Origin of the sequence: Lewinella sp. W8 (assembly GCF_004375085.3) — a bacterium.
Taxonomy (GTDB): domain Bacteria; phylum Bacteroidota; class Bacteroidia; order Chitinophagales; family Saprospiraceae; genus Neolewinella.
In genome coordinates, this window is sequence record NZ_SNAQ03000003.1 from 238,029 (window position 1) to 256,855 (window position 18,827).

Annotated in this window: 12 protein-coding genes; 7 read left to right on the plus strand and 5 right to left on the minus strand. The window is 53.2% G+C overall.

Annotated features, from left to right (window positions below):
* Window positions 1-6: 6 nt before the first annotated feature.
* The 4 genes from E1J53_RS05295 to E1J53_RS05310 all read left to right on the plus strand — a co-directional run bounded on the left by E1J53_RS05295 (window position 7) and on the right by E1J53_RS05310 (window position 7,532).
* Entirely contained in the window at window positions 7-1,470 is a 1,464-nt protein-coding gene (locus tag E1J53_RS05295; RefSeq protein WP_253930557.1) for a RagB/SusD family nutrient uptake outer membrane protein, read from the plus strand.
* A 622-nt stretch (window positions 1,471-2,092) separates the two neighbouring features.
* Entirely contained in the window at window positions 2,093-3,142 is a 1,050-nt protein-coding gene (locus tag E1J53_RS05300) for an efflux RND transporter periplasmic adaptor subunit (RefSeq protein ID WP_134271908.1), read from the plus strand.
* The gene (locus E1J53_RS05305; protein WP_134271909.1) at window positions 3,142-6,207 is read left to right on the plus strand and encodes an efflux RND transporter permease subunit; all 3,066 of its coding nucleotides are present in this window, start codon (window positions 3,142-3,144) and stop codon (window positions 6,205-6,207) included. Before E1J53_RS05300 ends, E1J53_RS05305 begins: the two co-directional genes overlap by 1 nt.
* On the plus strand, window positions 6,204-7,532 hold the full coding sequence (locus tag E1J53_RS05310) for a TolC family protein (protein ID WP_134271910.1): 1,329 nt from the start codon (window positions 6,204-6,206) through the stop codon (window positions 7,530-7,532). Before E1J53_RS05305 ends, E1J53_RS05310 begins: the two co-directional genes overlap by 4 nt.
* A gap of 77 nt (window positions 7,533-7,609) precedes the next feature.
* On the opposite strand, the gene E1J53_RS05315 is transcribed toward E1J53_RS05310, so the two are convergent.
* The 5 genes from E1J53_RS05315 to E1J53_RS05335 form a co-directional block, all read right to left on the minus strand.
* The gene (locus tag E1J53_RS05315) at window positions 7,610-10,381 is read right to left on the minus strand and encodes an endo-1,4-beta-xylanase (protein WP_134271911.1); all 2,772 of its coding nucleotides are present in this window, start codon (window positions 10,379-10,381) and stop codon (window positions 7,610-7,612) included.
* Between the two features lie 136 nt (window positions 10,382-10,517).
* Window positions 10,518-11,426, minus strand: coding sequence for an alpha/beta hydrolase (locus E1J53_RS24625; protein WP_154640145.1), 909 nt, complete (start codon window positions 11,424-11,426; stop codon window positions 10,518-10,520).
* Between the two features lie 144 nt (window positions 11,427-11,570).
* Entirely contained in the window at window positions 11,571-14,033 is a 2,463-nt protein-coding gene (locus E1J53_RS05325; protein WP_216650007.1) for a glycoside hydrolase family 9 protein, read from the minus strand.
* A gap of 165 nt (window positions 14,034-14,198) precedes the next feature.
* Complete coding sequence (locus E1J53_RS05330; RefSeq protein WP_253930562.1) at window positions 14,199-15,929, minus strand: glycoside hydrolase family 43 protein; 1,731 nt, start codon at window positions 15,927-15,929, stop codon at window positions 14,199-14,201.
* A 290-nt stretch (window positions 15,930-16,219) separates the two neighbouring features.
* Entirely contained in the window at window positions 16,220-16,960 is a 741-nt protein-coding gene (locus E1J53_RS05335; RefSeq protein ID WP_253930564.1) for a DUF1853 family protein, read from the minus strand.
* Between the two features lie 612 nt (window positions 16,961-17,572).
* Here E1J53_RS05335 and E1J53_RS24435 point away from each other — a divergent pair.
* The 3 genes from E1J53_RS24435 to E1J53_RS24535 are packed head-to-tail and all read left to right on the plus strand — an operon-like array spanning window position 17,573 to window position 18,788.
* The gene (locus E1J53_RS24435) at window positions 17,573-17,950 is read left to right on the plus strand and encodes a metalloregulator ArsR/SmtB family transcription factor (RefSeq protein ID WP_154640140.1); all 378 of its coding nucleotides are present in this window, start codon (window positions 17,573-17,575) and stop codon (window positions 17,948-17,950) included.
* Entirely contained in the window at window positions 17,947-18,570 is a 624-nt protein-coding gene (gene merTP / locus E1J53_RS05345) for a mercuric transport protein MerTP (RefSeq protein ID WP_134271916.1), read from the plus strand. Before E1J53_RS24435 ends, merTP begins: the two co-directional genes overlap by 4 nt.
* Entirely contained in the window at window positions 18,567-18,788 is a 222-nt protein-coding gene (locus E1J53_RS24535) for a GDCCVxC domain-containing (seleno)protein (protein WP_134271917.1), read from the plus strand. The genes merTP and E1J53_RS24535 overlap by 4 nt, the downstream gene beginning before the upstream one ends.
* The last annotated feature ends 39 nt before the right edge of the window (window positions 18,789-18,827 follow it).

Below are 18,827 nucleotides of genomic sequence, written 5' to 3' on the forward strand. Positions count from 1 at the left end.
GTCATCATGAAATCCTTTCATCACCTCCTCCTCGTTGCGTTCTTCCTGACCCTGGTCTCCTGTACGGAGGTACTGGACCGGGTTCCGCAGGGCGAATTCACCCTGGAGAACTACTTCAAAACGGAAGATCATGCGGTGCAATCCGTAAACGCCATTTACAACCAGCTCCGGGAATGGCAGGTCCACGTGTTCAGTTTCATCGGCATGACGGACATCGTCAGTGATGATTCCGAAAAGGGGAGCTTCCCCTCCGATGCCTTCTTCCTGCAGGAAGTCGAAGACTTCGAGTTTACGGCCTCCAACATTGCGCCCGCCTCCGTCTGGGCGGGGTATTACGACGGCGTTTTCCGGGCGAACCTGTCCATTGAGCGTATCCCTCAGGTGCCGGAAATGGACGAGGCGCTGCGGGAAAGATTACTGGCCGAAGCGCGCACGCTGCGGGCCTACTTTTATTTCAACCTCGTGCGCTGGTTCGGCGACGTTCCGCTGATCCTGGAGCCCTTTCCCGCCGATTTCGCGATTCCGCGGAGCGACCAGGAAGAAGTCTACGCCCAGATACTGTCCGACCTGGAGATGGCGGCTACCGTGCTTCCGGAGCGGAGCGAATACGGCAGTGAGGACCTGGGGAGAGTTACCCGCGGCACGGCCATTTCTTTGATGGCGAAAATTCAGCTGACCCGGGGCAACTATACAGAAGCTGCGGATCACGCGCTGGAGGTCATTAACGGTGGGGAATACAGCCTGGCACCGAGTTACACGAGCATCTTTACCCAGGGCGGGGAGAACGGTCCCGGCAGCATCTTCGAGGTGCAGGCCGCCGCGTACGCCACCGGCGGCGGTGGAACGCAGTACAACGAAGTACAGGGCGTTCGGGGAGAGCCTAATCTCGGATGGGGATTCAATCGTCCGAGTGACGACCTCATTCGTGCCTTTGAACCGGGTGATCCGCGCCGCGAAGCTACCATCCTCAACGTGGGGGAGGTCTTGCCAGACGGCTCCGCTTTAGTGGTTGGCGACGACAATATCGTCGGGGAGCGCTTCAACCAGAAGGCTTTCGTGGTGGATCATCCCGGGGGTAACGGAAACGGCCCGGGGAACATCCGGATTTTCCGCTACGCCGACCTGCTCCTGATCGCGGCGGAGGCCCTCAATGAAACCGGAGAACCGGAAGCTGCCCTGACTTACCTCAACCAGGTAAGGGCGCGCGCCCGCGGCTCGAACGCCAACATCCTTCCGGACGTGACGACCACCGATCAGGCAGCACTACGGACGGCAATCTGGCGGGAACGCCGGGTAGAATTGGCGCTGGAACAACACCGTTGGTTCGACCTGGTCCGCACCGGCAGGGCGGCGACTGCCATGCAGGCCCTCGGCAAGGCTTTCGTGGCGGGTAAGCATGAGTTATTCCCCATTCCCCAGGGGGAGGTGGATCTGAGTGAGGGGGCGTTGACGCAGAACCCCGGCTACTAGAATTAGGTAAGGATTGAGGGATTGAATTACGGAATGATTGAATAAGGGGGGAGCAAACACTTTCTTACTTATTCAATCCTTTTGTCCTTCTTTCATTCAATCCTATACCACACTGCACCTGTACCGGCTGAGCCGAGTATTCCGTTGCACTTCACGCTCCGCGCCCCAGGAAGCTTATGCAATCATTTGAGGCTATAGGTCGGGGCTATATTACTCATCCAAAATTTTCTTGTTTTGCTTGCCTTGTATTTTCGACCATACCATTTACGACTAAGTTAATGCTACAACGGTTCCTAACAAGGTGCTAGCGTATCTGGCTGGGAGCCTCATCGCGGGCTGGTGATGCTGTTTATCTTTCCTTTCTGACGACTTACCCATTCAAATGTGCGGTTCCACCCATTATCGCCGGAATGGTCGGAGAAAGCCCCCGATAGGGGGTTAATTTTGAGCGCACTTAACCAGAAAGGGTAGTGGGGTCAATGCGAAATTTTCGGTGATATGGTGGTGATTCACTACATCGAATTTTGGCGAACCGGGTATCTGCTCAACCACATCTTTTTTGCGTAACCTGCGTTTCGAGGGGGCAGGCGATCCGGTGGGTTTGCCGCAATGAAAATCCAGTATGAGAATTACATTCATTTTCCCATTAGTCGTGATGGGGCTTTTTCTGTCGAGTTGCTCCCAAGACCAGGAGCCTGAGCCCGAAGTTGTCCGGGAGGCCCCGAAGGCGCTGGTGGCGGAAGTGGTACTACCCGGAGTATCGGACTATCGCCAGCAATCCACCGCTACCGGCACCTTTATCGCTGAAGATCAGGTCCAGATTTCCTCGGAAACCTCCGGCTACCTTCAGGAAGTGTTCTTTCGGGAAGGGTCGTACAAAAAGAAGGGTGATCTGCTGGCCAAAATCAATGACGTCGAGTTGCAGGCCCGTAAGAAGAGATTGGAAGTCGAACTGGCCTACGCCAAGGTTCAGCTTACGCGGGCCGAGGAACTGGGGGAACTTCAGGCGATTGCCGCCGAAGAAATAGATCGCCTCAAAAATGCGGTGGACGTCATTGAAGCGGACATCGCCATCCTGGATGCCCAGCTGGCCAAAACCAGGGTTTATGCGCCCTTTTCCGGAAGGGTAGGGCTAAAGCTGCTGAGTGAAGGAGCATACGTCTCTCCGGGGATGGGGATGGCGGAACTGCTACGGTTGGATCCCATTAAATTAGAATTTTTCGTGCCGGAAAAACATGCCGGAAGCGTGGCGGCCGGTGATGAAGTATCCTTCACCATCCCGGCAAGTAAGGACACCTTTCGGGCGGAGATCTATCTGGTCTCGCCTACGCTCGACGAAAACAATCGTTCCCTGCGGATGCGCTGCCGATTGAGGAATCCCCGGGCCATATTTTATCCGGGTGGGTACGCCGAAGTACGCTATGATTTGAAGCGGCAGGGAAACGTTTTGCAGGTGCCGGCCGAGGCGATCATCCCCGTCCTTAACGGACAAAAGGTAATGGTCGTAGAAAACGGCAAGGTGGTTTCCCGTCCCGTGGAAGTAGGGATGAGGACACCGAGTTTCGTACAAATACTCAGCGGACTTTCCCCGCAGGATTCCGTCATGGTGACGGGTATTCTGGGGGCAACGGATGGCATGCAGGTTGAGGCCAAATTAAAAGAAGCGCGCTGATGAATCTATCCTCGCTGAATATTGAGCGGCCGGTATTATCGTCGGTCTTTTCCATCGTGATCGTAGTCTTTGGGGTAATTGGTTTCACCTACCTGGGCGTGCGGGAATATCCGTCCGTGGACCCTCCGATCATCTCCGTGGTGGCCAATTATCCCGGGGCGAATGCGGACGTCATGGAATCACAGATTACCGAGCCGCTTGAGGAAAGCATTAACGGTATTTCCGGTATCCGTACCATCTCTTCCGTCAGCTCTGACGGGCGCTCAACCGTCACGGTAGAATTTGAACTGGACGTCGACCTCGAGGCGGCCGCCAACGACGTGCGGGACCGCGTATCCCGCTCCATACGGTCCCTCCCTCCGGACGTTGAACCGCCCATCGTAAACAAGGCAGACGCGGATGCGACCACCATCATGGCCCTGACCATTCAGTCCAACAACCGGTCGTTGCTGGACCTGACGGACATGGCCGATAAGCTCTTTAAGGAACGACTGCAAACGGTGCAGGGCATCGCCAATATTCGGATCTGGGGTTCTAAAGAGTACTCAATGCGGCTCAATCTCGATCCGGGGAAAATGGCCGCCCTGCAGGTAGCGCCCACCGATATTCGCGATGCGCTGAGTCGGGAGAACGTGGAATTACCCACGGGTAAGATTGAGGGCTATCGGCAGGAACTGACCATCCGAACCTTTGGTCGCCTCGAAACCGCAGAGCAGTTCAATGACCTGATCATTACTGAGCGGGAGGGGACGATCATCCGACTCAAGGACGTGGGGGAGGCCCGGATCGAGGCCCTCAACAAACGAACGCTCCTGCGGGGAAAGAACATCATCCCCATGGTCGGGGTAGCCATCACGCCCCAACCGGGGGCTAACTACATTGAGATTGCCGACGCCATCTACGAAAGGGTAGCGCGGATCGAAAAGGAACTCCCGGACGATATCCAGGTGGGATACGCCTTTGACAACACTGAACCCATCCGGGCGGCCATTGATGAGGTACAGAATACCATCTTTATCGCCTTCGGACTGGTGGTGCTCGTGATCTTCCTTTTTCTGCGGGATTGGCGAACCACCATCATTCCGGTGATTGTGATGCCCATCTCGCTGATTGGTGCATTCTTCATTTTGTACCTGATGGATTATTCCATCAATATCCTGACTTTGCTGGGCGTAGTGCTTTCCACCGGTTTGGTGGTGGACGACGCCATCGTGATGCTGGAAAACATCTACCAGAAGATCGAGGAGGGAATGGAGCCCCGGCAGGCGGCGCACGAAGGAGCTAAAGAGATTTTCTTTGCCATCATCGCTACTTCGGTGACCCTGATTGCGGTTTTCATGCCCGTGATTTTTCTCTCCGGACTCACCGGGCGTTTGTTCCGGGAGTTTGGCTTCGTGGTGGGGGGAGCCATCGTGATTTCCACCTTCGTTTCGTTGAGCCTGACCCCCATGCTGTCTTCCCGGATGCTGAAAAAACGGGATAGCCACCACCGCTTCTACGAAGCCACCGAAGGCTTTTTCGTGGGGATGACGAACCTCTACCGGAAAAGCCTGAACCGCTACCTCGGCGTTAAATGGCTATCGCCACTGATCATCATTGCGGCCTTTGCGGGAATTTATTACGTAGGGAAATCAATTCCCTCGGAGCTGGCGCCGATGGAGGATAAAAGTGCTTTTCGGGTCTTTGCGACGGCACCGGAGGGCACCAGCTACGAGCTGATGGACGAGTATATGCTGGACATTCTCGGCGTATTGGATACGCTTCCGGAGCGGGAAGCTTACATCTCGGTCACCTCTCCGGGCTTCGGATCTTCGACTTCGGTGAACTCAGGATTCGTCTTCATGAATCTGTTGAACCCCAAAGACCGGGAGCGCTCACAGCAGGAGATCGTCTCGAGTATTACCCCGTTGCTGCGGGAAAAGAATTTCGCCCGGGCCTTCGCTATCCAACCCCAAACCATCCAGGTGACCCGTTCCCTGGGGGGCCTGCCGGTGCAGTACGTACTTCAGGCGCCAACCCTGGAAAAGCTTAAGGAGGTACTGCCCGATTTTGTGTCCAAAGCCGAAGACAATCCTGCCTTCAACGTCGTGGACGTCAATCTCAAGTTTACCAAGCCTGAATTAACCGTGACCATCGACCGGGAGAAGGCCCGCACGATGGGTGTTTCCGTACGGGACGTGGCCAGTACGCTGCAATTGTTTTTTGCCGGACAGCGCTACGGGTACTTCATCCGGGACGGAAAACAGTATGAGGTTATCGGAGAGGCGTCGCGACTGTTCCGGGATGAGCCCCTGGACCTTACGATGTCTAACGTACGGGCCGATAATGGTCGGCTGGTAAAGCTTTCCGAGGTAGTTACGCTCGAGGAGACTTCCAGTCCTCCGCAGCTATTCCGCTACAATCGTTACGTATCGGCTACGATTAACGCCGGACTGAACGACGGCTACACCATTGGTATGGGCATCGAGGAAATGAATAAGATTGCCGATGAGTTACTGGATGAGACCTTTTCTACTTCCTTGTCCGGTAGTTCCAAGGAACTGGAGGAAAGCTCCAGCGGTCTGTTATTTGCCTTTGGATTGGCGCTCCTCCTGGTCTTCCTGACCCTGGCCGCACAATTTGAATCCTACGTAGACCCGATCATCATCATGGTAACGGTTCCGTTGGCTATTCTGGGGGCGTTGTTATGTCTTTATTTCTACGGACATACCCTGAATATTTTCTCTCAGATTGGCATCATCGTTTTGATCGGTATCGTAACCAAGAACGGCATTCTTATCGTGGAATTTGCGAACCAGAAAATGGCCACGGCGAGTTCCAAACGGGCGGCCATTTTGGAAGCATCCGCTTCCCGTTTACGTCCGATCCTGATGACTTCCCTGGCCACGGTGCTGGGGACCTTACCGATTGCGCTGGCCCTGGGGTCGGCTTCTACGTCGAGAATCCCGATGGGGGTAGCCATCATCGGAGGACTACTCTTTTCCCTACTCCTTACGCTGTACCTGATTCCCTCCATGTACTTACTGATTTCGCGCAAGCGGGTAGCTTCAACCAAAGAGATATGATGATGAATAAGGTAGCTACGGTAAAGGCGATTGGTTTACTTTTCTTCCTTTGGGGAATGGTGTACGCTCCACTGCGGGCGCAGTACCTAAGTCTTGAGGAGGCCGTGGAAATTGGACTGCGGGAAAACCTGAACATGGCCCTCGCAACCTCTCAGATTGCATCCCGGAAGATCAACACGGGGCCGGGGGCGGCCGGGATGCTTCCCTCCGTGACGGCACAGGCCAGCGGGGCCTTTACCCTGGATAATGCTACCCAGACCTTCCTGGACGGGCGGGAGAACTCCATCGTCGGTGGCATCGATTTGCGCTTTAACGGAAGCGTGAGAATGGACTGGACAATCTACGACGGTAAGGCCATGTACCTCCGGCGGGACCAACTGCAGGATAGCTACGAACTGGCGACCCTGGAAAAACAGAGACAGGCCCAGGAGCTCAGTGCCACGATCGTACGGGCTTATCAGGAACTGGTCTTGCAAAACAAATTGCTGGCCATCCTGGAGGATGAAATCGTCTACCTTGAGGACCTGCTTGAACTCACGGAGGCCCGCCTTTCCATTGGCTCGGCTTCCCGACTGGACGTTCTTCAGGCTAAAACCGACCTGAACGAACTGATTAACGCCCGGGAACTGGCGCGGATGCAGTACGACCTGGTCGCCGGCGGGCTCAACCGGGAACTCAACCGGAAGGCGGATACACCCATCATGGTTGATTCCAGCTTTCTGCAATTCTCCGGTCTGATGCCCTATCAACAATGGGCGGAGATGGCCCTGCGTGGTAACCCCGACATCCAGCTGTCGAACAAAGAACTGGTCATGGCCGAGCGGGAAATTGCCCTGGCGGAGACTGAGCGGCAGCCCCGCCTGGACCTAAATACCGGTCTGAGCTTCAGCTACCTCACCTCCAATTCGGGCTTCCTGATCGGAAACCGTGCGTACGGACCCTTCATTGGCCTTACGGCCAGCTACAACATCTTTGATGGGAACCGCGTCAACCGGAACGTCGAGCAGGCCAAGCTCAACGTTTCCATCGCCCGGCTGGGCCTGGACCAGGCTTCCATACTAACGACGAATGCCCTGTACCTGCAGTACCAGCAACACAACTATTTCGTGGCCCAGGCCAGGCTGGAAAGGGAAAACCTCGACCTTTCTGCGGAAAACTTCGCCCTGGCGGACGAGCTCTACCGTAAGGGTCGGCTGAATCAGTTTGAACTCCGGCAAGTCCGGCAACAGCGGCTGGCCATTGATCGCCGCCTTGCCCAGGCGGAATTTCAACAGGTGGTCACCTACGTTGGGTTGCTGGAGTTGAGTGGACAGCCATTCCTGTAAAAGAATCAACCTCTTCCGGAATCCAGCCTGACCCCTCTGCGTTGGGGGTAAGGCTGGATTCCGGAAGAGGTCCACCCTTACTGCTTGATAAATTTCCGGGCAACATTACCACTCTGGATGATGTACAGACCGGCGGGGAGATCATTAAGATGAATCGTTATCAGGTCGCCCCGGACTAGGGAACGATCGACTGATTTCATAAGTTGACCGTTTAGAGTGAAGATACGGATCGGTCCGCTGCCAGCGGGCAAACCTTCCAGCGTCAGATCACCCGTTGTTGGGGTAGGGTAGATGCGGAAGGTGGACAAGTTGTTGTCTGGGGCCAGAACATTGGTAGGGATATCCACCATAGGATCAGAATCTCGAATCACGGAGTTCAGGTAGTCCAAAGCGGGACGAGGCTGACCAGTACAGGGGTCGATCAGGTATGCTTCGGCATCGTTCTGCCATAAGCCGGGGCGCCATCCCCAAAGGGTAATGCCGATGACGGAGGGATGGTACCAGTAAAGGTCAAAGATTCGCTGAAATTCGGCTAGTTGGAAGCTGTCCTTTTGCTCCTGAGTTCCTCCATCTTGCGGGAGTCCTTCGCTATCAAAGAACATATTTCCCTCAATGTCCATTTCCGTTACCATAACGGGGAGGCCGGTACCTGCTAGGGCTTCGAGGTTACGACTAAGCAGGTTATTCAGGTCTTCGTAAGTACCACCGTACAACTTGGTGCTAAAGGTGTGCCCCTGCATCCCTACCACATCGATGAGATTATCCTCCTGTAGGCGCTCTACGATAGAAACGTAGTTGTCGGTCAGGGAGGAAGTGTTTGCTAGACCGTACTCGTTAATCATCAGCTGTGACTCGGCGGGAAAATACTGACGAGCTAGTTTAAAAGCATTCGTGATCCAGTCGTATTCCCAGGGTTCCGTATCGAGTTCCTCGTTCAAAGAAGTCAGTGCTTCACGGTAGATCGGAGGTGCGTTGAGTGGCTCGTTGACGACTTCCACGTATTCCGGAGCATTTTCTCCACTGTAGCGGGTCGAGACTGCTTCAAACCATTCCCGGATTTCCTCTAACTGTTCCGCTGGGGTAAGACTCTCCAGCCAGGCTGGCTGCTGTGACCCCCAGAGCATTACGTGGAAGCGGAAGGGGAAATTGTTGTCACGGGCGAACTGCCGGGCCTCGTCAAGTTGCGTCCAGTTGAATACGTCGCGCTCACCTTCCACTGATCCCCACTTACCGGAGTTTTCGGGGGTTACCTGATTGAAGTATTTTTCAAAGTCGGGTAGGGCGTGACCAGCATAAATATTACCCAGGAACTTTTCCTTTCCCGTGGCGATGGGCTCCTGATCTTCGGGGGCCGTAAAGTCGGTTCCACAGACGGTTTCCACGCAAACCTCGTCGAGGTAAAAAGTATTGGCCGTTTCACCGCCTAGGTTGAACGTTACGAGCGTACGGGCGCTGGAAGCGGTAAACTCGTAGGTAACCTGCATCCATTCTACCCCAATGGTGGTGGCGGAAGTGGTATACTGACTTTCGGTATTAAAGGGGTCAGCAGCTTCGCGGACCGAAAACTGGATGGTGTTAAGATCAGCCTGTGCAGCCTTTACCCATACGTTGAGCCGGTAAGTTCCACCGGCAAGGGTATAGAAGGAGGGGCTGGCGATTTGAAGATCAAAGGTCTGGCTCCCGGCGGCGTTGTTGGCAACCAGAGCGTTTGCGCCGGCGTACACGTTGCCTACTTCCATTGTCACGTCGAAAGAACTACCGTTGTTCTGATTATAATACGTCCAGCCGATAAAGGTTCCGCTGCCCGCGTCGTAGGCTTCGAAGCCACTGTTGTCAACGGCTGCACAGTCGTCAAGGGTTTCGGGAGCAATGACGCATACTTCGTCAATATAGTAGGTGTTTGCCGTAGCATCTCCTAAATTAAAGGTGATGACTGTACTGTCGTCGATGGCCGTGAAGCTGTATTCCACGAGCACCCATTCGCCACTGATGGTGGTGGCAGAGTTGGTGTACTGCCCCTCGTTTTCCGCGTTGCGGTCGCGGACAGAAAATTGAATGGAATTAGCGTCGGGTGTCTCGGCTTTGATCCAGAGGTTGAGGGTGTAGGTTTGCGAGGTAACGGTGGGGAAAGCGGGCGTTGCCAACTGTAGCCCCCAGCGCTCGATACCGCCCAGGTTATTGGCCTGGATGGCATTATCACCGGCATAAGCGTTGTCTGCGGTCGCCAGTGCGAAGCTGCTACCTCCCAACTCGTTAATGAAGGTCCAGCCAGCGAAGCTATCCACGGATTCGATGTAGGTTTCAAAACCACCGTTCTCGAGGGGCTGGCAGCTACCAGTGCCGCCGGGAAGGCCATCGAGCGTCATGTCGTCGAGGTAATAAGTGTTTACTTGTGCTCCGAGGTCCAGGACAACGCGGGTCATTTGTTCGTTGGCAGTAAAGGTCCATTCGAGTTTCGTCCATTCCGTACTAACCGTATAGTTCGTAGAATAGAGCGCGCTCGGTTGGGTGGAAAAGCGAATCTCCGTACCGGCCGTTGCGGCCTTTACCCAGACGGAATAAGTGTATTCTTCTCCAATTTGAGTAGGGATGAGGTCGCTGGCTAACTGTAGATGCCACGGCTCACCGACCATGGTAACTGTACCAACGAGCCCTCTTGCATCACTGCGGAAGTCACCCTCAGCAGTCCCTTCGGAGAAGGTTCCACTGATTTCATTGAAGATATTCCAACCCGTAAAAGTATTGCCTGTGCCTTCTTCAAAGCCAGGATTCGGGATAAGATTTTGTGCCTGACTGGTCGTGCCCGAAAATAGAATAAGGACCAGTAGAAAGAAGTAATTTCTTTGCATGTGATTTAATTTTTAATGGGAAATTGTAACAGTCAATGGGTCGTTGAAAAGCTTTATCTATAAGTTTAGATTTTAAAGCCAGGGGCAAAAGAGCCAAACAATCGATTTTGCACCGCTAGTCAAAGACAGAAGTAACTTATTTTCTGGAGTTAGGATCCAAAAAGCCGTTAACTTCCAACCAGTACGTGAAAGCATCAAACCAGCGATTACTGGTGCGGTCGGGGTTGCCCAACCCGAACCCATGACCGCCGTTTTGGTAAAGGTGGAATTCGACGGGAATACCAGCTTTATACCAGGATTCTATTACACCAAACTGACCCCGGAACAGAAAATCATCGGTAGCAATCACGCTGAACATCGGCGGTGCATTTTCGGGAACCTCTACTGGGCCCATGCCTCCATAAACTGGTCCAATGAAAGCCAAATCCATAGTTTTGGAATGCAGGGTGGAATGCATCGTGAGACCGGCACCGGCGGAGAAACCAATCATTCCGATCCGGTCAGTATCCACGCCCCACTCGTCGGCCCGATCTACGATCATCTTGTAGGCCGCCTCAGCGTCGGCCAACTGATTGGATAAATCCCACCGTGGGCGGGGATCCGGAGTTTCCTCTTTATTTGTGTCAGGTTGAGGTACTCCCCGAGGTCGGTTCATCCAGGCAGTGAAATCTTCTAATTTTTCAGCGGTGGGGTGCAGCCGGTACTTCAGTACAAAGGCGGCGATACCCTGCTCGGCAAGTGCTTCGGCTACTTCCCAACCCTCGTTGCCCAGGGAGAGCCAGTGGAAACCGCCCCCCGGAGCGACGATTACTGCCGCACCGTTAGCTTTACCCGGTTTTGGCAGGAAAGGGGTAAGCGTAGCAGTTGTAATGTTACGGGCCATTGGGTCCCCCCATTGCCTAAACCACGACTCTGAGGCTGGTTGATCTTTAACACCACCGGTGCCAAGGAGAATGGCGTTGGGTTCTTCGGGTGCTTCAAGAGGGTAGATAGTCCCGTCCTGCGCCGGCAGAATTAGCGCACAAAACAGCAAACATCCCAGCAGGACGGTTTTAAGTTGAAATGAATTTGGATGAATCACAATATAATGATTTTAATAAATATTTAATTTGTTTATGTTAAAGCCAAAAGCCAAAGGGGAGTGCTCGGGTTCATGCTTTGCTACCCAGGGGATCGATGAGGAACCCAACTACTTAACGATCGATTTAAATACCGATCCAAAGATCAGATAGCTGGTGTTACCGCCGATGGTTCCCTCGTTCTGGCCCCAGAGGAAAGGCCAGTCGTCGTAGTTCTCGAAGTGGTCTGGCTGGCGGAAGAGAAGTCCCGGCGCTACGTTACCCGGGATGAAAGAAAAGTCGGCACGATTATTCCCGTAGAATACTTCCTTGGGCCGGGTAGCCCCCAGGGTAGATACCAGTGAATAATTGTGGTAGGGGTGGCAACCGAAGAGCCAGTTGGTAACCCTGAAGGCGGCTGCTTTGTCGACGATGTCGGGGAAGTACTTGTTGGCAAAGCTTACCGTAGTACCAAAGCTGACGATCTGGCCGCTCCCCGCCCAGTTCCTCCGGCTGATCGGTACCCCGTATGGATTGTCTTCCTCGAGCCCGTCAATGTACTCCTTGTACTTCATGACGTAGGGCCGCAACTTTTTCTTGTAAGCTTCGTCCATTTCCGGAATAGCATCCATCGCCGTCAAAAGCAACCAGTTGACGTTCTGATCCAGCGCCGGCCATAGTAACTCCTGAAACTTATCGGCATATTTTTGCTCGCCGGTAGCAATGTACAACTGTAGATTGGAGCCAATGTCCGCGCCCGCTCCCCAGCGTCGTTCCCGACTGTCAGCCGATTCTTTGGCGAGCAGTTCCGTTCCTTCTTGGAGCAGACGTTTCGATTGAGTTAGCGCCCGCGCTGCAAGCTCATCGTTGTACCCCCTCAGCGAACGGCTGGCTGCTGCCAGGGTGGTGGCCGCACGGAGATCACGCCGGGCGCTCCGACTGGTAAACGCCCACATATCGTCTTTAACCCCGCTCGATCGGCCATCTGTGGCAACCTCATAAGGGCCCAGCTCAGGGTTGTAGGGAAGTCCGTCGGTGATGGAAGCGGCATCGCCGAGGTGATGGTAATTATCAAGCACAGAGTTCGAAAGGGTTTGTGCCATATGTCCCAGAATCTCCGCCTGGGCAACCAGGTTCAGCGTACCGTGCTCCAGGTATTGGAGGATGTCAGGGACGCCATCCGGACGGTGAAGGTCAACGTAGCGCTGGTCCTCATCAACAAAGGTCTGGTCACGGGTAGGCTGGAAGTACTCCCAGGTCCGGGCAAAGTTTTGGACAACGCCGAGGTTTGACCCGGTTTCGATATCAAAATCACCAGCATCAAAGAAGCCGCCTACATTGAGGCCGGGGATGTGTTCTAGGGCCTTGTACTTTGTGTCGGTAGTAGGCCCCTGGGCGTGCAGGTCAAAGTGATCGGTATTTGGCGGAGCCTGGAGGTACCCCTCCTTGAACGGTTCCCCGTGCCACATCCGGTAGCCTTCGTTCACGGCCATGTGGTTCATGTGGATGGGAATCCAGACATCGCTGGTCGCATCGGTGATCTCATCGTAGACGTTTTCGCCGATGATGAAATTATTTGTTTTCACGTCGCCATACTGAATGAAGTACACGCCGGGATCCGTCACCTTAGTGAAATCAAACTTGACGTAATGGTACTTGAAGTAGTCACCCCACGACTTGACGGGGCCGATGAAGGCCTCGGTTACGGTACCGTCGATTCCAATTTTATGAAGGGAAGCGGTGGCCAGCGGCTCACTGTTTTTATCCAGTTCAATGACGGAGATTTTCGGCTGCACGGGAAGGTAACCAACCTGCGAAAGGCCGACGTTGGGTTCTCTAACCCAGTCTTCAATGGTGTTAGGTGTTACGACCCAGCTCAGCACTTTGCCGGTTTTCCCTGCGGGAAGAAGGCTACGCACAACGTACCAACCGTTCTGGGCCAGGATACGACCATCAAAAAGCATTAGGTCAGTATCTTCCGAGGTGATCCTGACCAGTCGTTCGGGATCATCGGGAGCCAAGAGTAAATCCCGTCCGGTTTCTAGGGGGAGTGGTTCGATGAACGAGCCGGTGCCCCGGTCATCGGCGGTAACGTAGCCCAAGAACTGCTTAAGCTTTTCTGAATTCGGTCGGGTTATTGTGTTGCCAACGACGTAGCGGGGAAGCCGGTTAAGGCGCCCGTCCATGAGGTATACTTTATTCCAGTATTGGGATGGTAAGAACTCCAGGTTGAAGCCGGCGTTTCCTTCCAGTTCGGCGGGAATGGCTTTGTCCAGGTAAACCGAAATCTCCACTCCTTTACCTTTTGGCATAACCACCACCCGGGATTCAAAGTCATAATCGTCGTACCGAAGAGTAGCCCCGATGGATTGGTTTACGGAGTCGACGGTTCGCTCCGGAATATCCGGCACCAAGTCCCATTGTTCTGGAGTACTGGATAGCCGGATAGCTCCGCCCTGGGCCGTACGAACGCCGTGGTGAATCAGTTCAATACCAGCGTTCTTTTCGTCGTTAAATCCACCCGTAAAGAGGTTGTTGTAGACAAGTATATTGGTGCCCCTAGTTTCAAAATACTCAAGGCTATTTAGGGTCATTTCCTGTGCGTAAGCGTCAATTAACGGCATCAGTGATAATGCAGCAAATGAAAAAAAAGCAAGTTTTCTCATGCGAATGAGTTGATAGTAAATTAAAGACTAAATGACCAGGGAAGGGGCGCAGCATTTGAACCCTGGCTGAGCCGAAGAAGTGCTCGGCATCAATTACTTACGGAAAATAGCGTCATCTCCCGAGTAGCGGAACCAATCGAAGGAGGCTGTGTTCTTGGACTTCGCTCCCGAAGAAGTCGCATACATCCCGATGGTAACCCCAACAAAGCCACCAGCTTCCTGTGTGCTTAGGTACTTGCCGGGCACCCCTTCGACAAGCGCGGTAAAGGCACCATCCTCACCAGCATAACTGAAGTTGTAAGCGTCGTTGACGAAGGAAACCTTTAGACGCAAAGCGCCATCAGGGGCGTTTGCGCTGGCCAAATCCTCGTTCCCGTCTTCGGTAGCCTTGAACAGCTTAACCACTTCTTTACCGTCGGCCATTGTCTTGACAAAAGTGTAATTGTGGCGTGAATTTTGGAAGACTACCAGCCCAGCTTGCTCTCCCGAGTTCGCTGGGTCGAACGTTACCATGGTAGAAGCCTCACCCACTAGGTGGTGCTGGCGGAAACCTACGTAGCTGGGGTTCGATAGTTCGTTGACCGTAGTTGGGCGCAATTGAAGGTTAAGCGAACCGTTTTCTATGGCGTACCATTTTTCGGTGGGGGTTCTCATCATAAGGTAGCGAAGGTCGAGTTCACTGTTTGTGAACTCATCCTTAAAATCGAAGTTGCCGGCAAAAGGCGGTAGCGTCCCGTCGGCCGCTACACCGGAAGGCATCGGGTAGGCGTACTGTACTTCCTCGAAATCGGGATTAATGACCGGCCAGCCATCTTCCGTCCAGGTAACGGGTGCCAGAAAGGTTTCTCGACCCGTGTTGAAGAAGTTGCCTTCGTAAGGGCGGACGGCCAGGAAGACGGCCCACCAGTCACCGTTATCCATTTGCACCATGTCGGCATGGCCGGCGGTAGTGACGGGGTTAGCCCGGGAAGGATCGAGGTCACGCTGGGTCAAAATCGGGTTTTGGTCCCAGGGTTCGTACGGTCCCCAAAGGTCTTTACTGCGGAAGATTACCTCGGAATGCTGGGGGCCGGTACCGCCTTCGGCACACATTAGGTAATAGTAATCGTTGATGTCGTAAATGTGTGGTGCTTCGATCCAGACCGGCTCTTTACTTAGATCGGTGCCGCCATTGATCAGAATCTTATTCTCGCTTACCACTTTCATCTCCTCCCGGTCGAACTCGACCATCCGGATCGTGCGGTGACCATTGTAGAGCGATTTGTTTTCGGGAGGAATACTGTTGTAAACGATGTAGGTTTTATCCCCATCGAATACAATCGAGGGATCGATACCATCTACCTCCGGCAAAAAGTACGGGTCCGACCACGGGCCGGCGGGATCGCTGGCCGTTACGATGTAATTCCCGCCAGCATCCGCCAAAGTACAGATCACGTAAAAGGTACCATCGTGGAAACTGATGCCCGGGGCGAAATTTCCCCTGGAAATCCCTAAGCCTTCTAATTTCATCTGGCTCGGCCGGTTCATGGCGTTGCCAATCTGCTTCCAACTAACCAGGTCGTTACTGGTAAAGATCGGAAGCCCAGGAAAGTAGGCAAACGTGGAGGTGGTAAGATAATACTGGCCGTTTGCTTTACATAGTGCCGGGTCGGGGTAAAACCCGGTTAGTACCGGGTTTTGAAAGGTTGGTATCTCCTGAACTGGATCGTTGTTTTGAGAGGGCATTTCCCCGCCTCCGCAGGAGGCAAACAATATTGTTAAAAAAAGTAAAAGTAGATGGCGCATTGTAATCTTTGAATAAGGCTTACTAGTATTGCTTACCATACAATATTATGCATTTTTCAGTCTTACTTGTATTAAACTCTCCAATTGCAATCCATTGCTTATTGATTATTTTTTTTGCAATGAATGAAGCAATCGATTGTATGACAATGAAAACCCTTTGGCTGAGGTTTAATCTATGGAGATCGCAGAAGTACTAACGTCTGGTAGTATTACTGGGATTGGTAGTATGATTGATCGCCGCCTTGCCCAGGCGGAATTTCAACAGGTGGTCACCTACGTTGGGTTGCTGGAGTTGAGTGGACAGCCTTTGTTGTAGCCCTAGAGGTGCATCACCAAAACGTCACGAAGCACTTCCCCAAACTTCCGTCAGCGGATTTCACCCAGGCCATGGGCGATCGTTCTTCCTCAATCTCTAGCCTAATCAGCGCGGCGGCTCTCCGATAGCTGATCCATTCCACCCGGGGATGCGGGGTAATGAGCCAGTCAAGTTTCTCGGGGAGGTAGAATTCCAGCGCTTCCAGTTCAGCAAACTCCCGGAAGGGTAGGTGAAAGCCAAAAACGCAATCGGGATTCAGGGGGCTGACGTCCAGGTTTTGGTTACGATAGGGGAGGAACAGCTGTCCGCGGAAACATAGCTTCTGCACGATGTCGCCGGCGGCAAGTCCGTACGGCTTCAGGAAGTGCCGGGTATTGGGATGATGAAGGAGGGGCAATTGCCGCTGCCGAATCTTGTCCAGTTTCAGCAACAAGGTATCCTTGCGGTTGGGACCGATCCAGTAGGCGAGGGGATCCGCAGGTATATTCAGCGTATCGTAGAGGTAAAACTTATAAGCGATCTCGAGATGAATCGGCACGCCGTGGTCGTAGTACAGTGCATCGAGTTCGCCGAGGGTGCGTTTCTTGGCCTGGATTTGCAGACTTTCGGTTACCCACGAAATGCCATCGGCTTGTTGAAGATCATGGATGATAAATTCTTCGACGAGCTTACCGAGGCGCTGGTTTTTCCAATGATGATCCCTAACCAAATCGGGTGAGACTTCGAGAAGCTTAATCTGTTGGAATGAGGGCATCAAGGCACTTTCCCAAAGTGCGGGCGTTTGCCGGTAGCCTTGATAGCGTAAGTAAGCGCGTTGATTGCTTTCCATGGCTTCCAAAAGTAGAACATTGCGCCGGTACCGGCTGAGTGGCTAAAGGGGAGTAAAAAAAATCGGCATTATTATGTTAAGTAGAGTTTTGTGGAAATTTTCCTCTGGATAGTGGTGAGGGGAGCGCCGCAGATTTCGGGTAAGCATTCGGTACCGAAATCGCGAAGGGGGAATCATTGCTGATTCGGTAGCCGCCTTTTGAAATACTTGCAATAATTATGTTAAGTAGAACTTCCCAGAAATATTTTCCCACCCAGCAGTGGGGGAGGCGGAGCGTATGACGAGGAGGGAGAATGCAAGGTGCGGAAGTACATCGAGACTAAAGGGTGAGTAGGGTCGGCCGTCGCACGGTAGGCAATCAACGCAGTTGTCGTGCAGTTCAAGAAAACCTTCAGGCGGCTAGATTTCCGATTGTTTTAGCCTATAATTTATATTATGTTAAGTAGAGTATTGCCCCCACTCGAAGGACTTTTCTATTGTCAAGGAGACGATAGCAAACTATTTAAGAAAATACTTAAATAGTCTTACCTTTACATCGTGAAATCACCAACCAATTCAAAAGCCTGCATACGCGCCCTGCGCGATGCAGAGCAAATTCGCCGCTGCAAAGACCTCATTCTCCAGCAGAACGAGGCAATCACTAATTCCGCCGCTACTTTCAACCTCTGCGCCAGTCCGGTACGCTTATCTATTCTAAGATTGTTGGAGGAAGAACAAGAACTATGTGTTTGCGACCTGGCGGAAATACTGGACCTAAGCGTTCCTGCCGTGTCTCAGCACTTGCGTAAACTAAAGCAGGCCGAAGCAGTAACCTCCCGCAGATCGGGTAACACGATCTATCACACTGTAAAACCTGAGTTTAGCCTGCAACTTAGCCAAGCAACCTCGCTGCTCAGTACAACCGTAACAGCATGAAAAAGTCAGCCTTAGCATCCTCCACCGGACTCCTCGCCGCGGTAGCCGCATCCCTCTGCTGCATAGCCCCTCTTCTAGCCCTCTTGTCTGGTGGTACGGGCCTCATCTCCGGCCTCTCCTGGGTTGCTCCCCTCCGGCCTTACCTCATAGGATTGTCCGCCCTGGCGCTTAGTGCGGCTTGGTACTTCCACTTGCGTCCCGCCCCGGTGGAAGCTTGCGACTGCCCACCGGAAAAGCAATCTCTCCTCCAGTCCCGTGGTTTTCTGACGGTTGTTTCCGTGCTCGCAATCGTCTTTTTGGCAATTCCTTCCTTTACTGGTGGCAATACGCCAACCACCGTCGAAACCATCGAATCACTAACCGGAGCAGAAAAACTGATGACCGCCACCTTTGCGATAGAAGGCATGACCTGCGGCGGCTGCGAAAAGCATGTCTACAATGCGGTTCACAACGTTGAGGGCGTCTATGAAATCGCCGCCTCCTACGCTGATAAAAATACCGTGGTCATCTTCAACGCTGACCAAACAAGCCCCGAAGACATCGCCGCAGCTATCGGAACAACCGGCTACGTCGTTAGCGACTTTACCACCTCCCCTACCCCAAACAACGAAGCATTATGACCCCTACCACCGTCAAACTCCAATCCACGATTACTTGCCCGGAGTGTAATCATCAAGCGACCGAAACAATGCCTACCAGCGCCTGCCAGTTCTTTTACGAATGTAAAGGTTGTGGAACCGTATTACGCCCTCACAAAGGCGATTGCTGCGTCTATTGCTCTTACGGAACCGAGGTCTGTCCACCCATGCAAGATGATGGAGGATCTTGTTGTAAGTAGATTCAACATCTCTTTCCCAACAACCTCTCTTCCTAAAGC

Coding starts and splice junctions, on each gene's coding strand:
- E1J53_RS05295 (WP_253930557.1), top strand. CDS start 7: ATGAAATCCTTTCATCACCTCCTCCTCGTTGCGTTCTTCCTGACCCTG.
- E1J53_RS05300 (WP_134271908.1), top strand. CDS start 2,093: ATGAGAATTACATTCATTTTCCCATTAGTCGTGATGGGGCTTTTTCTG.
- E1J53_RS05305 (WP_134271909.1), top strand. CDS start 3,142: ATGAATCTATCCTCGCTGAATATTGAGCGGCCGGTATTATCGTCGGTC.
- E1J53_RS05310 (WP_134271910.1), top strand. CDS start 6,204: ATGATGATGAATAAGGTAGCTACGGTAAAGGCGATTGGTTTACTTTTC.
- E1J53_RS05315 (WP_134271911.1), bottom strand. CDS start 10,381: ATGCAAAGAAATTACTTCTTTCTACTGGTCCTTATTCTATTTTCGGGC.
- E1J53_RS05325 (WP_216650007.1), bottom strand. CDS start 14,033: ATGACCCTAAATAGCCTTGAGTATTTTGAAACTAGGGGCACCAATATA.
- E1J53_RS05330 (WP_253930562.1), bottom strand. CDS start 15,929: ATGGTAAGCAATACTAGTAAGCCTTATTCAAAGATTACAATGCGCCAT.
- E1J53_RS05335 (WP_253930564.1), bottom strand. CDS start 16,960: ATGCCCTCATTCCAACAGATTAAGCTTCTCGAAGTCTCACCCGATTTG.
- merTP (WP_134271916.1), top strand. CDS start 17,947: ATGAAAAAGTCAGCCTTAGCATCCTCCACCGGACTCCTCGCCGCGGTA.
- E1J53_RS24535 (WP_134271917.1), top strand. CDS start 18,567: ATGACCCCTACCACCGTCAAACTCCAATCCACGATTACTTGCCCGGAG.